This is a genomic window from Komagataeibacter nataicola (assembly GCF_003207795.1).
Classification (GTDB): domain Bacteria; phylum Pseudomonadota; class Alphaproteobacteria; order Acetobacterales; family Acetobacteraceae; genus Komagataeibacter; species Komagataeibacter nataicola.
In genome coordinates, this window is record NZ_NIRT01000005.1 from 88,229 (window position 1) to 103,282 (window position 15,054).

Genomic DNA, 15,054 nt, shown 5'->3' on the forward strand with positions numbered 1-15,054 from the left:
CATAATAAAGAAGTTTTTGGTGAAGTCTTTTTCAAAAATCTTCAAATAACATAAGATCCATTCCAGTCTTGAACCTACCGCCCCGGCTGGTTGGTGGCGTAATCGCTGATACCCCACAGTCGGTCATGCACGGCACGGTAATAGGCGCGTTCATCATAAAGCGGCACGTCAAGGCTCAGGTCACGCGCGGTCAGCCTGCCGATGGCGGCGGTCGCCTGATAGGACGAGAGCACAAGATTGCCTGCGCTGCGTACCAGCGCAATCTGGGCCTGGAGCAGGGTTTCCTGCTGCTGGAGCACGGAAAGCGTTGAGGTGGTGCCGACCATCACCTGCCGCTGCATGCCGTGCAGAGCGGCGGCATCAGCCTCGACGGCGGCGCGGTTGCTTTCTATCGCGGCGCGGTTGGCCTGCATGCGCTGCCAGCTCGCCGCGGCCAGTTGCACGGCGGCGCGGCGCTTTACATCCACCGTATGGGCGGCCTCGTTGGCCTGCTGGCGGGCCATGCGCACGGCGGCATATTCGCCCCCGCCCTGATAAAGCGGCATGGAGGCGTTGACGAGGGCGTATTTGTTATCGTTGAGCGAGCGGCCTTCGTCCTGGTTGATGCCATGCATATAGGCCGCCTGCGCGCTGACAGTGGGCATGAGGGCGGCAAAGGCCACACCCACGGCATCTTTTTTCGCCGCCTCGTCAAACAGGGCACCAATGACGTCGGGGTTGTTCTGCACCGCCTGCGTCATGGCGTCCTGCTCGGTATGAAGCGGCAGGACCAGGGGCTGCGGCGGGGCCAGGCCATCGGGCGCGTCAACCCCCACAACCTGCCGGTAGGTGGCGCGATCGGCCTGCAACGTTCCTTCGGCCAGTTGCCGCACCGCGCGGGCATTGGCCAGCGCGCCTGCCGCCTGGGCCACATCGGTGTGGGTGATCTCGCCGCCATGTGCACGCAGTTCGGTGGCATGAAGCTGGGCGGCGTAAACCTGCTCGTTGTTGATGTCGATGCGCAGGATCTGCTCATCTTCCACCACATTGATATAAGCATTGACCACATCGGAGAAGACCTGCTCCTCAGCCGCGATCAGCCGCGCGCGCTCGGCCATGACCGCATGGCGCGCCTTGTGCGTGCTGGCCGTGGTCTTGCCGCCGGTATAGATGGGCTGGGAAATGCTGACCCCGCCGGAATAGCCGGGGCTTTCATACCGTCGGGCATAGCCGCTTTCCCCTGATGTCGGCGCCATGCGCATCAGGCCGGAATAATAGGACATGCTCGCCGTGCCGGTAATCGTGGGGCGCCAGCCGCCCAGCGCCTGGGGCACCTGCTCATCGGTCGCGCGCAGGGTTGCGCGTTCCTGCCGCAGCACCGGGTTGCCCAGATAGGCCGCGGCAAGTGCCGCACTCAGCGTGCGTGGCGCATCTGCCGCCTGCGGCACGCGCGCCAGTGCCGTGCCGCTGCACAGAAGTGCTGCACTTCCGGCCCCGATTGCCCAGTTTCCCTTCATGTCCGCCCCTGCCAGCCTGATATGCGAGGCGGCACCATGACAGCCCGCCCCGGCCAGTCTTACCCGCAGGATGTTGCGTGCGGGTTAACCGGCTAGAACACGAAGGCGGGGGCAGGGGCCAGTTCAGGCAACAGGGGCACGGCTGCCTCGAACAGCGGCTGCACCGCGCTGCCCTGCTCTGTAGCGGCAACGCGGCTGACCGATGTCACGCCCGATGCCGGGCAGATGGGAGCGATGATGCGCCCGCCCTGTGCAAGCTGCGCCACAAGGGCCTGCGGCACCGTGCGCACCGCGCCATCAATGAAGATCAGGTCATAGGGGGCCGAGGCCGGAGCGCCCTTGACCAGCGGCCCATCGCACCACTGCACGCCGGGCGCGCAGGCGGCGCACAGGGCCTTGCCAGTGGTGGCCAGGCGCGACTCCGATTCGAGGGCGATGACATGCAGTTCAAGCGCCATCGCGCCCAGCAGGGCCGCGAGGTAGCCCGTGCCAGCCGCAACGACCAGAACCCGCTCGCCGTGCCGCAGGTCGGCCACCTGCAGCATGCGCCCCGTTACCCGTGGCTCGGTCAGGTAGCGTCCTTCGCCGAGCGGCAGGTTCTGGTCGCAATAGGCGAAGGCCCGCAGTGCATCGGGCACGGCGCGCTCACGTGGCACGGCGCGCATGGCGGCGATAATGGCGGCATTGCCCACCTGTGAGGGGCGAATCTGGGCATCGACCATGCGTTGCCGGGCCGCGACAAAATCGAGTGGCGCGTAATCGGGGTCTGTCCTGTCCATAACGTTTCCTTGAAACACGCTGCCCCGCAGGGTGCTGAAGCCGCAACCCGGCCGGACGGGCGAAATCTTTTCCGGCTTTTTTTGTATTTATGCGCCGCTTTGATCGGGAAACAACAGCAACGCCGCACACAACGGCTTGACCTGAGATGCATTTCAGCGGATATACCCCGTGCACCGCCGAGGTCTGGTGGCAGAATGGTGATGCAGCGGACTGCAAATCCGCGAATGTGGGTTCGATTCCCGCCCAGACCTCCAATCTTTCCCTGACAGGGAAGGACAGGCGTTGACATAATTCCCGAAAATCTGCCGTTTTCTTCTCTCTGGCCATAGTAGCCGATGACAGGGAGAGATGCCGAATGACAGGCATGCTGGGGGTATCCGTGGGGGTATCGATGCTGCCTGATGCAGCGCCCCGGCCTTGCCGCATCCTCCATCAGCGCATGATCTGCCTCCCGGCATAAAGATTACGGGGGCAGGCGTTCCCTTCGCGCCGGTTTGGGGTATATCTGCCCTTGGCCGGGCGCGTTGTCCTGCCCTGCGTCTGATTATGGTGGATCTGGTTTTTCGTGATGCTTGACAAGTCGTTCTCCCCCGCCGGGACCGAAACCTCCCTCTATGCCCTGTGGGAGGCCAGTGGCGCGTTCAGCGCCCGGCCCGATAGCGCGGCAAAGCCCTATACCATCATGATTCCGCCGCCCAATGTCACGGGCACGCTGCATATCGGCCACGCCCTGACCATGACGTTGCAGGACACGCTCATCCGCTGGCGCCGTATGCAGGGGCGCGACACGCTGTGGCAGCCGGGCACCGACCATGCGGGCATCGCCACCCAGCTTGTGGTCGAGCGCATGCTGCAAAAGGAAGGCACGTCGCGCCAGGAAATGGGCCGCGACGCCTTTGTCGGGCGCGTGTGGGACTGGAAGGCCGAATCCGGCGGCGGCATTACAAGGCAGCTCCGTCGCCTCGGCGGCTCGCTCGACTGGCAGCGCGAGCGCTTCACCATGGATGATGGCCTGTCGGATGCGGTCAAGGAGGTGTTCGTCACCCTCTACCGCGAGGGGCTGATCTACCGCGACCGCCGCCTTGTCAACTGGGACCCCGCCTTCCGCTCCGCCATCTCCGACCTCGAGGTTGATAACCGCGAGAGCCGAGGCAGCCTGTGGTATATCCGCTACCCCGTGGAGGGCCAGCCGGGCCGCACCATCACGGTCGCCACCACCCGCCCCGAGACCATGCTCGGCGATATGGCCGTGGCCGTGCACCCCGAGGACGAACGCTTTGCCGATCTGGTGGGCAAGAACGTCATCCTGCCGCTGACCGGCCGCCGTATTCCCGTCGTGGCGGATGAATATTCCGACCCCACCAAAGGCAGCGGCGCGGTCAAGATCACCCCGGCCCATGACTTCAACGATTTCGAGGTCGGGCGTCGCCACAGGCTCGACATGCCCAGCGTGCTCGATGAGGAAGCCCGCATCACCCTTGCCGAGATTGAAGGCGAACTCCGCGCCGAGGCGGGGCTGTCCGACCCCGCCTTCGTGCGCACTCTGGCAGGCATGCCGCGCGATGAGGCGCGCAAGGTCATGGTGGCCGAGCTTGAGCGGCTGGAATGGCTGGAAAAGATCGAGCCGCACACCAATCAGGTGCCGCATGCCGAGCGCAGTGGCGCGGTGGTCGAGCCGCGCCTGACCACGCAGTGGTACTGCGATGCCAAGACCCTTGCTGGCCCCGCCATCGAGGCGGTGGAAACCGGCAAGATCGAATTCGTGCCCAGACAGTGGGAAAATACTTTCTATGCCTGGATGCGTGACATCCAGCCCTGGTGCATCAGCCGCCAGCTCTGGTGGGGGCATCGCATCCCCGCCTGGTATGGCCCCGATGGGCATGTGTTCGTCGCCCGTGATGAAGCCGATGCCACAACGCAGGCCCGCGCCCATTACGGACAGGACACGGCGCTTACGCGTGATGAGGATGTGCTCGACACATGGTTCTCCTCCGCCCTGTGGCCGTTCTCCACGCTGGGCTGGCCGCAGCAGACACCTGAGCTGGCGCGCTATTACCCCACCGATGTGCTGGTCACGGGTTTTGACATCATCTTCTTCTGGGTTGCGCGGATGATGATGATGGGCCTGCACTTCATGAAGGATGTGCCCTTCCGGCAGGTGTTCATTCACGGGCTGGTGCGTGACGAGCGCGGGCAGAAGATGTCCAAGTCCAAGGGCAACGGCATCGACCCGCTGGAGATGATCGACAGCTACGGCGCGGATGCCATGCGCTTTTGCATCTGCTCGCTCACTGGCCTGGGCCGTGACGTGAAGCTTGGCCCGAAAAAGGTGGAGGAATACCGTTCCTTCATCACCAAGATATGGAATGCCGCGCGCTTTTGCGAGATGAACGGCGTGGCCCCGGTTGCAGGCTTCAGCCCGGCCTCCGTGCAATCCCCGCTGGGCCGCTGGATCCTGGCCGAACTGGCGCAGGCGGTGGAAGAGGCCACGAAAGCGCTGGAAGCCTTCCGCTTCGATGAATATGCGGGTGCCTGCTACCGCTTTGTGTGGAACTGCTTCTGCGACTGGTTCCTTGAGCTGGCCAAGCCGGTCTTTGCCGCGGGCGACACGGCGGAGGCCGTCGAGACCCGCGCGGTGGCCGCCCATGTGCTGGGCACCATCCTGCGCCTGCTCCAGCCCGTGACCCCGTTCATGACCGACCGGCTGTGGCAGCATTTCGGCTTTGGGGGTGAGGGTTCGCTCATCACCGCACCGTGGCCGCAGCCCGAACATCTGGAAGGGGCGAAGGACGCGCGCGATGAGATGGAATGGCTGATCCGCTTCATTTCCGCCATCCGCACCGTGCGCTCGGAAATGAACGTGCCGCCCTCACGCCTCGCCCCCGTGCTGCTGCGTGATGCATCTGCCACCACCGTGGCGCGTGCCGCCAAATGGGCGGAAGCGATTGGCCGCATGGCCCGTGTGTCCGAGGTGCTGCCGCTTGCGGGCGAGATGCCGCAGGGTGCGGCCCAGCTTGTGGTGGATGAAGCAACGCTGGTCATTCCGCTGGCCGGGATCATTGACCTGAGCGTTGAGCGCCAGCGGCTGGAAAAGGAATGTACCAAGGTGGATGGCGAGATTGCCAAGGTTGAGCGCAAGCTGGGCAATGCCGATTTCGTCGCCCGTGCCAAGCCGGAAGTCGTGGCCGAAAACCGCGAGCGGCTGGAAGCGTTCCAGGCAGAGCGCGTGCGGCTGAAAGCGGCACTGGCGCGGATTGCTTGACGGAACAGAAGTTTTTGGGTGCCGCCTTTTTTCAAAAAGGCGGCGTTCTTTTGAAGCTTTTTGAAAAAAGCTTCACCAAAAACTTCTGGAACATTCTCTTCACATCATTTTGGGGAAGGAAGCTGCCATGACCGAAAACGCATTGGAGACACTGGTGCTGGGTGGGGGCTGCTTCTGGTGCATCGAAGCGCCGTTCAAGGAACTGCGCGGTGTGCATGGAATCGAGCCGGGTTACGCCGGTGGCCATACGCCCAACCCGACCTACGAGCAGGTCTGCACGGGCCGCACCGGGCATACCGAGGTGGTGCGTGTGACGTTCGACCCCGCTGAACTGTCATGTGCCGACCTGCTGCGCATCTTCTTTGTCATGCATGACCCCACCACGCTCAACCGGCAGGGCAATGACGTGGGCACGCAGTATCGTTCGGCCATTTTCTGGCAGGATGCGACGCAGGAAAAAACGGCCCATGCCGTGCGCGATGAAATTGCAGCCCAGCATGTCTGGCCCAACCCGATCGTGACCGAAATTGCGAAGCTGGACCATTTCTGGGCCGCCGAGGATTATCATCGCGACTATTTTGCCCGTAACCCCGGCAATCCGTATTGCAGCGCGGTCATCCCGCCCAAGATCGCCAAGATGCGCCGCCTGTTTCGTGACCGGCTGGTGGATTCCGCCGGTTAATAGCCTGGAATCAGAAGAACGTTTTTAGTGAAGCTTTTGTCAAAAAGCTTCCGGGCTTTCATCCATCAGCTCCGATCCGTCGGGTCATCATCCAGAAAAAGCTGGTCAGCTTCCTCATCAAAATCGAACAGTTCCGCATAACGCGCCCAGCCGATCAGGGTCTGGAGCGTCTGGCGGGCATAGTTGGGCGACATGCTGTCCTCAAGTTCATCACGGAAGCGCTCGGCGCTGGCGCGATGGTTGGGGCGTTCGTCAAGCACCGCGCGGATGGTGCGCACCATGGGAATGTTGTGCAGCATGCTCTGCCACAGGATGTGCTTGCGGATGTCGTGCTCGCTTTGCACAAAGCGCATGCCCTCGGGCGTGAGCAGGATGTCGCCATCCTCAAGTTCGGCAAAGCCCAGCAATTGCAGGGATTCGCCAAGCGGGAACAGGTCATCTAGCTCAAGCTGCAGGCGGCTGGCGAGCAACGGCAGGTCGGCGCGGCCATGCAGCGGGTCGGCGGCCAGTGTTTCCATCATGCCCACGATGGTGTTCATCGGCAGTGCTGGCAGGGCCACGGCATCAGCCGAGATCTGGACATGCCGCATGTCCGGGTCGGTCATGTCCGCCTCAGACACGACCGGCGCGCGCCGCGTCATGAGTGCGTAGATACGGTCCACGAACTGGCGGAAGGCCATGTCCTCACGGTTGCGGGGGTGCTCGAAGGGTACCTGAAGCTCATAGGCCACCCGCCCGGGGTTGGAGGAAAAGATGAGGATGCGGTCGCACATCAGCACCGCTTCTTCGATATTGTGAGTAACCAGCAGGATCGACTGAATGGGCAGTTTCTTTTCCGCCCACAGTTCCACAAGGTCGGTGCGCAGGTTTTCCGCCGTCAGCACGTCCAGCGCCGAGAAGGGTTCGTCCATCAGCAGCAGGTCGGGCCGGACAACAAGGGCGCGCGCCAGCCCCACGCGCTGGCGCATCCCGCCCGAAAGCTCCTTGGGGTAGGCATTCTCATACCCGCCCAGGCCGATCAGGTGGATCGCGTCTTCCGCCAGTTTCTCGCGCTCGGCCGGGGCCACGCCCTGCGCCTCCAGCCCCAGTTCCACGTTTTTCTGCACCGTCAGCCACGGGAACAGCGCAAAGGACTGGAACACCAGGGAAATACCTGCCGCAGGCCCTTCCAGCCGCTTGCCCTTCCAGATCACCTCGCCGCCGGTGGGCGGCAAAAGCCCCGCGATAATGCGCAGCAGGGTGGACTTGCCCGAGCCCGAGCGGCCCAGCAGCCCCACGATCTCGCCACTGCGGATGCTCAGGTTCACGCCATCGAGCACCACAAGGTCGGTTGAGCTTTCCTTGGGGTAGGCCTGCCTGCAGTTGACGATCCGGACAAGTTCCGTGCCGGTCTGCTTCGGGCTGGGGGAGGCGGCTTGCTGCGGCATCAGGTGCTCTCAGTCAAAAGTGTAATGCCGGGCGGCATAATTGGATAACGGGCGCCATACGGCGCGATTGAGCAGCAGCACGAAGGCCGCCATGACCGCCATGCCCAGCCCGACCTGGTCGGTGGCTCCCGCCACGGTGGCATGGGCAATATAGGCGCCCAGCCCCTGCGCGCTCAGGGTGGTGTCGCCCCAGCTGGCCACCTCCGTGGCGATGGCGGCATTCCAGGCACCGCCCGATGCGGTCAGGGCGCCGGTGATGAAATAGGGCGTAATGCCCGGCAGCATCACCCGCCGCCACCACAGCCAGCCCCTGACGTGGAAGTTGCGCGCGGCCTCGAGCAGGTCGCCGGGATAGGACGAGGCCCCGGCCACGATATTGAACAGGATATACCACTGCGTGCCCAATAACATGAGCGGGGTGAGCCATATGTTGCTGTTCAGGTGCCAGTGCACGATCGCGACCACGACAAGCGGAAAGAACAGGTTGGCGGGGAAAGCGGCCATGAACTGTGCCGCCATCTGCGCGTGCCGCGCCCGCCGGGGCGACAGGCCCAGCCATATCCCCGCAGGCACCCAGATCACGGAGGCGACCAGCACCGTAATCATGACGCGCAGCAGCGTCAGCCCGCCCAGCGCCATGACATGCAGCACCTGCCCCGCGCTGTAATGAGCGTGGGAAAAGGTCCATGTTTTCCACCCCAGGGTCAGGGCGCACACGACAATCCCGGCAATCCAGGCTGCATCCATCAGGCGGGGGGGTATGAGCGCGCGTGCGGGGGCGGAGGGGCGCGGGCCAAGGGCCAGCCAGCCGATACGCGTCAGCCCATCACCCACGCGCAGGCAGAAGCGGCGCAGCAGGTGCGTGCGGCGCAGCAGCACCAGCACCCACGGGTCAGGCGCTGCAAGGGTTGCGCCATCATCGGTCTGGAAACGTGCCGACCATGCCACGAGCGGACGGAACAGCAGCTGGTCATAGGCCAGGATTACGGCCAGCATGGTGAGGATGGCGTAGAAAATGGCCGCAAGGTTCCGCTGCTCGATCGCAACCCCCACATAGGAGCCGATGCCGGGCAGGGCGATATCGGTATTGCCCACCGTGATCGTCTCGGAATAGACAACCATGAACCACCCGCCGGACATGGAGATCATGGTGTTCCATACCAGCGCGGGGATGGCGAAGGGCACTTCAAGCCGCCAGAAGCGCTGCCAGGGTGTGAGGCCAAAGCAGCGGGCGGCTTCCTCAAGGTCGGGCGGCACGGTGCGCAGCGACTGATACATGGCAAAGGCCATGTTCCATGCCTGACTGGTGAAGATGGTGAAGATGGCGGCGAGTTCCGCCCCCATCATCCGCCCCGGAAACAGCCCGAGGAAGAAAATGACCGTAAAGGTGAGAAAGCCCAGAATGGGCACCGACTGTAAAATATCGAGCAGCGGCACCAGCACCTGTCCCGCCCGCCGGCTCTTGGCGGCCCAGACGGCATAGGTGAAGGTGAACACCAGCGACGCCGCAAGGGCTGCGAACATGCGCAGCGTGGTGCGCACGGCATAGCCGGGCAGGTAGGCGGGGTTGAGGTGGATGGTCCCGGCCTCGCTTGCGGGAATGGGCACGAGCATGTGGCGGCCCGCCGTAGCCACCACGACCGCGCCCGCCATGATGGCAAGCAGGCCGAGCAGGTCCGCCAGATTGGGGCGGGCGCGCAGGTTTCCCGGTTGACCGCCTGTGCTCACCCTGCCGTGCCCGTGCTGCCAAAGCCACCCGCGCCACGGGTGGTTTCATCAAGCTCGGCATATTCCACCCACTCGCCACGCACCACGGGGGCGAGCACGCCCTGGGCAATGCGCATGCCGCGCTCGACCACGAAGGGCGCATCGCCCGCATTCATTACGATAATGCCGATCTCGCCGCGATAATCCTCATCAATCGTGCCCGGCGCGTTGGGCAGGGTCACGCCATGCTTGAGCGCAAGCCCCGAGCGGGGGCGGATCTGGAGTTCATAGCCACGCGGCAGCGCCACGCACAGCCCCGTGGGCACCAGTGCGCGCCCACCTGGCGCAATGCTCAGCGGTGCGGTCACGGCCGCGAGCAGGTCCATTCCGGCAGCTCCGTCAGTGGCATAGGCGGGCAGGGGCAGGTCATGCGCGTGGGCCAGACGGCGGACCTGAATGGGGAGGGGGGAAAGGCTCATGAAGTGTGTCCGTCAACATGCGGGGAGTTGAAAAAGGCGGCAATGCGGGCGACCAGACGCTGCGCCACCTGCATCTTGTCCAGCCGGGGCCAGTGGGTGCAGCCGGTGGCGTCAATCAGGTCGATCTCGTTCTCAGCGCCGCCCATGATGCCGCTTTCAGGGCTGACATCATTGGCCACGATCCAGTCGCACCCCTTGCGCAGGCGCTTGGCGGTGGCGTGTTCGACCACATGCTCCGTCTCGGCGGCAAAGCCCACCACCAGGCGCGGCCGGGTGGGGGCGGGCTGGCTCAGCGTGGCCAGAATGTCAGGGTTTGGCACAAGATGCAGCGCGGGCGGGGGCTGTCCTGCGGCTTTCTTGATCTTCTGCGGGGCTTCAGCGACATGCCAGTCCGCTACGGCAGCGGCGCAGACGGCAATATCGCACGGCAGGGCCTGCTGGCACGCCGCCAGCATGGCGCGTGCGGTCTCGACGCGCAGGGTGTGCACGCCCGGCGGGTCGGGCAGGGTGGTCGGTCCGCTGACCAGTGTTACGTCAGCCCCCGCTGCCGCCAGCGCACGCGCAATGGCATAACCCTGCGTGCCTGATGAGCGGTTGGCCAGATAGCGCACGGGGTCGATCGGCTCATGCGTGGGGCCTGCGGTGACCAGCGCACGGCGGTCCGCAAGCGGCTGTTCGCCCTCAAGCCGGGCCATGATGGCGGCGAGAATGGAGTGGGGCTCGGCCAGTCGTCCCGGCCCGTGCTCGTTGCACGCCATCAGCCCGGTTTCGGGGCCAACGAATTCCACGCCGCGCGCTGCAAGGGTCGCGATATTGGCCTGTGTGGCGGGGTGCTGCCACATCCGCACGTTCATGGCGGGGGCGGCCAGCACCGGCGTATCGGTGGCCAGCAGCACGGTGGTGGCGAGGTCATCGGCCAGACCTGCGCTCATGCGGGCCAGAATATCGGCAGTGGCGGGGCAGACCACGATCAGGTCACTGCTGCGCGACAGGGCTATATGGCCCATCTCGCTTTCATCGGTCAGGGAGAACAGGTCGCTGAACACGCGCTCGCCACTCAGGGCCTGAAGCGCGAGAGGTGTGACGAATCGGGCGCCTCCTTCCGTCAGCACCGTGCGCACGCGGATGTCGCGTTCCCTGAGCCTGCGGATGAGATCAAGCGCCTTGTAGGCGGCGATTCCCCCACACACCACCAGCAGGACAGAACGGTCTGCCCGTGCCCCCATCAGATCTTCCAGCCGGAATGGATGGCCGCGATCCCGCCCGAGAGGTTCTGGTAGGACACACGCTCAAGCCCTGCCTCGCGCATCATGTCGGCCAGGGTTTCCTGATCGGGGAACATGCGGATGCTTTCAGCGAGGTACTGGTAGCTCTCGCGGTCACCCGCGATCGCCGCACCCATGCGCGGCAGCACGTGGAAGGACCAGGCATCATATACGGGTGCAAAGGCCGCGACCTGCACGCGCGAGAATTCAAGGCACAGGAACCGCCCGCCGGGGCGCAGGATGCGGCGCGCCTCGCGCAGCACCTGCAGCTTGTCGGTGCAGTTGCGCAGGCCGAAGGCGATGGAGACGCGATCCACCGAATTGTCGGCCAGCGGAATGGCCTCGGCATCAACGGCCATGAAGTTGAGGCCCGACACCAGCCCGCGCTCCATCGCGCGGTTGCGGCCTACCGTGAGCATGCTCACGTTTATGTCGGACAGGATGGCGGGGCCACCCCCGCCGCGCAGCCAGCCGAACGAGATGTCACCCGTGCCACCGGCCAGATCGAGCAGCGACAGGTCGGGGTGGGGGGCGAGTTCGTTGACGAAAATCTTCTTCCACGCGCGGTGGATGCCCAGCGACATCACGTCGTTCATGATGTCGTATTTGGAGGCCACGCTGTCAAAGACTTCGCGCACCATGGATTTCTTCTCGCGCAATGGCACATCGCGGAAGCCGAAATCAGTGGTATCCGCATGGCGGTCATCGGGACGGCCGGCGGAAGGAGAGGGATGGTATGGCTGGCTATTGTCGGTCATGATGCACAGGTATAACCCCAGATGAGGCCATGCCGGAACTCCCTGAAGTCGAAACTGTGATGCGCGGGATGCGAGTGCATCTTGAAGGTCACACTATTTCCCGCGCCAGCACGCACCATACGGGGCTGCGCTGGCCGTTTCCCCCCGGTCTGGCCCAGGCGCTGGAAGGACAGCGGATCGATGGATTCGCCCGGCGGGGGAAATATATCCTCATCACCCTTTCGGGTGGGAATGTGGTCGTGCTGCATCTGGGCATGTCCGGGCGCGTGCTGCTCTCGCGCCCCACGCAAGCCGAGCGCGCGGCCCCGGCCGCCCTGCACGAGCATCTGGTGATCGAAACCGGGGAGGGGGCGCGCTGCGGGCTGGTCGATCCGCGTCGCTTCGGCATGGTCGATCTGGTGCCGGTGGCGGGTGTGGAAGGTCACCGCCTGCTTGCGGGCATGGGCCCCGAGCCGCTGGGCAACCGCTTTGATGGGCCATGGCTTGCGGCAAAAGGCCGGGGGCGGCGCACCAGCATCAAGGCGCTGCTGCTTGATCAGCGCGTGGTGGCGGGGCTGGGCAATATCTATGTGTCCGAGGCGCTGTTCCGCGCACGCATTCACCCCGCGCGGGCGGCGGGTGAGATCAGTGGCGCGGAATATGATGAGCTGGCGACGCAGGTCCGCGCCGTGCTCGGGGAGGCGATTGCCGCAGGCGGCTCAAGCCTGCGTGATTATGTGCAACCCGATGGGGAACTCGGCTATTTCCAGCATGCGTGGCGCGTTTATGGGCGTGAAGGGGCAGGATGCCCCGATTGCCCCGGCCCGCCTGCGTGTGATGGGGTGGAACGCATCACCCAATCGGGGCGTTCGAGCTTTTTCTGCCCCCGCCAGCAGGAGGCATGAGACGATTTAGGCAAAGACTTGTCTTGACGAATACGGTCAGGGTGGACTAGATCGCCAGCCTGATATGGGATGTCCGCACGATCGGGTGGCGGACCGCCGTAACCTGATTTATGCAGATGAACTGAGAGCAATGGCCAATACAGCATCCGCGCGCAAGCGCATCCGTCAGAACGAACGCCGCAACGCCCGCAACACCGCGCGCCTCTCCCGCGTGCGCACCTTCGTGAAGAAGGTCGAGACCGCGATCGCCACCGGCAAGAAGGACGACGCCGTGGTGGCCCTGCGTGAGGCACAGCCCGAAATGCAGCGCGCCGTTGGCAAGGGCGTTCTTCACGCCAACACGGTTGCCCGTCGTATTTCCCGCCTGTCCGCCCGTATCAAGTCGCTCGCTGCTGCGTAAGATACGGCTGGTTTCTTTCATCTGAAAGAAGGCTGGAAGTAATAAAAGAGGTCGTCTGTCGCCATTATTGGCGATGACGGCCTTTTTTTGTTATCCACATCTTGCGGGTGTGAACGGGTTTTGGCGGGGGCGGGGCAGATTCCCGTTGCTTCGCCCGATTCCGTGCTCTAAATTATGGGGATAATTCCAGCGTCATCGGTGGTTCCGGCCGAAGGGTCGGGCTGTGGGTCGTGCCGATGGCACGGCTTGTGGCCTGTCCTGTCGGGGAAGGGCCGGTGGCGCGGGGTGGTGGAATGGAGCGGGGTTTACGGCAGGGGCATGCGCGCGGGCGGTGTCCTTTTCGTGCCCCATGTGGCGGGGAGCGGATATGACGGGCGGACTGGAAGGCTACGACGCGGTTGCGGAAGCCAACGCGCAGAAAAGTGTGCTCGCCATCCACTGGTCGCGCATCTGCGAGCGGCTGAAGGCCGAGGTGGGCGAAGTCGAATACCGTACATGGCTGCGCCAGATCACGGTTGGCCCGGTGGAGGAGGACGAGATCACCCTTTACCTGCCCACGCGCTTCCTGCGCGACTGGGTGCGCGGGCAGTATGGCGACCGCCTCGGCGCGCTGTGGCATGCCGAAGTGCCCGCCATCCGCCGCGTCGAGTTGCAGGTGGCCCGTCCCTCAGCCCAGCCCGCCCCCGATGCCGTGGCGCAGGAAGCATCAGCCGCCCCGGCCGCTGCCGCCCCGAGTGAGCCGGCGGTGCCCGCGGTAGCGCCCGTGGCGGCTGAAAGCCCACGGCAGGCCGAGGTGCGCAGCGACCTCGCAGCCCCGCTCGAGCCGCGCTTTACGTTTGATACCTTTGTCGTGGGCAAGCCCAACGAGTTCGCCTATGCCTGCGCCCGCCGCGTGGCCGAGCGCCCGTCCAGCCCCGGCTTCAACCCCCTGTTCCTTTATGGCGGCGTGGGTCTGGGCAAGACCCATCTCATGCACGCCATCGGGGCGGAACTGCTGCGTGGCGGCAAGGTCTCGGTGGCCTATATGTCGGCCGAGAAGTTCATGTACCGCTTCATCGGGGCCATCCGCTCGCAGTCCACGCTCGAATTCAAGGACCAGTTGCGCTCGGTTGACGTGCTGATGATCGATGACCTGCAGTTCCTCATCGGCAAGGACAACACGCAGGACGAATTTTTCCACACCTTCAACGCACTGGTCGATGCCGGGCGGCAGATCGTGGTCTCGGCCGACAAGTCGCCCTCCGACCTGTCAGGGCTTGAGGACCGGCTGCGCACCCGGCTGGGCTGCGGCATGGTGGCTGATATCCATGCCACTACCTTCGAGCTGCGCATCTCCATCCTCGAGGCCAAGGCCGCGGCGTCCGGTGTTGTGGTGCCGGCCAAGGTGCTGGAATTCCTCGCGCACAAGATCACGTCGAACGTGCGTGAGCTTGAGGGCGCGCTCAACCGCCTGATCGCGCATGCCAACCTGTTTGGTCGCCCCGTCACGCTGGAAGCGACGCAGGATGTGCTGCACGACATCCTCAAGGCGCATGACCGGCGCGTGACCATCGAGGAAATCCAGCGCAAGGTGGCCGAGCACTGGAACACCCGCCTGACCGACATGTTCTCCGCCCGCCGGGGCCGGGCTGTGGCGCGGCCGCGCCAGGTGGCGATGTATCTTGCCAAGCAGCTGACCAGCCGCTCCTACCCCGAGATTGGGCGCAAGTTCGGCAACCGCGACCACACCACCGTCATGTATGGCGTGACCAAGGTGGAGCAGCTGATGGCCCAAGACCCCGCCTTTGCCGAGGATGTGGAACTGCTGCGCCGCATGCTGGAAACCTGAGCCGCATTTCGGGCGCGCGCCCCTTTACCGCTGTTGCTTCAGGCTGCTAGACAGGTCTCCCCCGTTTTGTGCTTTTTTGGGTGCTG

Annotated in this window: 13 protein-coding genes and 1 tRNA gene; 7 read left to right on the forward strand and 7 right to left on the reverse strand. The window is 64.5% G+C overall.

Going from position 1 to position 15,054, the window contains the following annotated elements; translation table 11 throughout:
• Positions 1-74: 74 nt before the first annotated feature.
• Both CDI09_RS04425 and CDI09_RS04430 read right to left on the reverse strand, forming a co-directional pair.
• Positions 75-1,496, reverse strand: coding sequence for a TolC family outer membrane protein (locus tag CDI09_RS04425; RefSeq protein ID WP_078527022.1), 1,422 nt, complete (start codon positions 1,494-1,496; stop codon positions 75-77).
• 92 nt (positions 1,497-1,588) lie between these two features.
• Positions 1,589-2,275 (reverse strand): protein-L-isoaspartate O-methyltransferase family protein, encoded by a 687-nt coding sequence (locus CDI09_RS04430; RefSeq protein WP_078527024.1) that lies wholly within the window; start codon positions 2,273-2,275, stop codon positions 1,589-1,591.
• A gap of 181 nt (positions 2,276-2,456) precedes the next feature.
• Here CDI09_RS04430 and CDI09_RS04435 point away from each other — a divergent pair.
• The 4 genes from CDI09_RS04435 to msrA all read left to right on the forward strand — a co-directional run bounded on the left by CDI09_RS04435 (position 2,457) and on the right by msrA (position 6,220).
• Positions 2,457-2,530, forward strand: a tRNA-Cys gene (locus CDI09_RS04435).
• A 314-nt stretch (positions 2,531-2,844) separates the two neighbouring features.
• Positions 2,845-5,538: a valine--tRNA ligase gene (locus CDI09_RS04440; protein ID WP_078527026.1), complete on the forward strand. Its 2,694-nt coding sequence runs from the start codon at positions 2,845-2,847 to the stop codon at positions 5,536-5,538.
• A complete protein-coding gene (locus CDI09_RS18775; protein WP_265001028.1) occupies positions 5,535-5,669 on the forward strand; it encodes a hypothetical protein in 135 nt (44 codons plus the stop codon). Before CDI09_RS04440 ends, CDI09_RS18775 begins: the two co-directional genes overlap by 4 nt.
• Positions 5,666-6,220, forward strand: coding sequence for a peptide-methionine (S)-S-oxide reductase MsrA (gene msrA, locus CDI09_RS04445; protein WP_078527028.1), 555 nt, complete (start codon positions 5,666-5,668; stop codon positions 6,218-6,220). The genes CDI09_RS18775 and msrA overlap by 4 nt, the downstream gene beginning before the upstream one ends.
• A gap of 65 nt (positions 6,221-6,285) precedes the next feature.
• On the opposite strand, the gene CDI09_RS04450 is transcribed toward msrA, so the two are convergent.
• From CDI09_RS04450 to CDI09_RS04470, 5 genes are all read right to left on the reverse strand, one after another.
• Positions 6,286-7,647 (reverse strand): ABC transporter ATP-binding protein, encoded by a 1,362-nt coding sequence (locus CDI09_RS04450; protein WP_078527030.1) that lies wholly within the window; start codon positions 7,645-7,647, stop codon positions 6,286-6,288.
• A gap of 9 nt (positions 7,648-7,656) precedes the next feature.
• Positions 7,657-9,300, reverse strand: a complete 1,644-nt coding sequence (locus tag CDI09_RS04455) for an ABC transporter permease (protein WP_205836724.1) — start codon at positions 9,298-9,300, stop codon at positions 7,657-7,659.
• 71 nt (positions 9,301-9,371) lie between these two features.
• Positions 9,372-9,833, reverse strand: coding sequence for a dUTP diphosphatase (dut, locus tag CDI09_RS04460; protein ID WP_078527033.1), 462 nt, complete (start codon positions 9,831-9,833; stop codon positions 9,372-9,374).
• A complete protein-coding gene (coaBC, locus tag CDI09_RS04465) occupies positions 9,830-11,059 on the reverse strand; it encodes a bifunctional phosphopantothenoylcysteine decarboxylase/phosphopantothenate--cysteine ligase CoaBC (protein WP_078527035.1) in 1,230 nt (409 codons plus the stop codon). The genes dut and coaBC overlap by 4 nt, the downstream gene beginning before the upstream one ends.
• Positions 11,059-11,856, reverse strand: coding sequence for a class I SAM-dependent methyltransferase (locus tag CDI09_RS04470; RefSeq protein ID WP_078527037.1), 798 nt, complete (start codon positions 11,854-11,856; stop codon positions 11,059-11,061). Before CDI09_RS04470 ends, coaBC begins: the two co-directional genes overlap by 1 nt.
• A 29-nt stretch (positions 11,857-11,885) precedes the next feature.
• On the opposite strand from CDI09_RS04470, the gene mutM reads away from it, so the two are divergent.
• From mutM to dnaA, 3 genes are all read left to right on the forward strand, one after another.
• Entirely contained in the window at positions 11,886-12,740 is an 855-nt protein-coding gene (gene mutM / locus CDI09_RS04475) for a bifunctional DNA-formamidopyrimidine glycosylase/DNA-(apurinic or apyrimidinic site) lyase (RefSeq protein WP_078527038.1), read from the forward strand.
• 130 nt (positions 12,741-12,870) lie between these two features.
• Positions 12,871-13,140, forward strand: coding sequence for a 30S ribosomal protein S20 (rpsT, locus tag CDI09_RS04480; protein ID WP_078527040.1), 270 nt, complete (start codon positions 12,871-12,873; stop codon positions 13,138-13,140).
• 367 nt (positions 13,141-13,507) lie between these two features.
• Positions 13,508-14,968: a chromosomal replication initiator protein DnaA gene (gene dnaA, locus CDI09_RS04485; protein WP_078528128.1), complete on the forward strand. Its 1,461-nt coding sequence runs from the start codon at positions 13,508-13,510 to the stop codon at positions 14,966-14,968.
• Positions 14,969-15,054 lie beyond the last annotated feature (86 nt).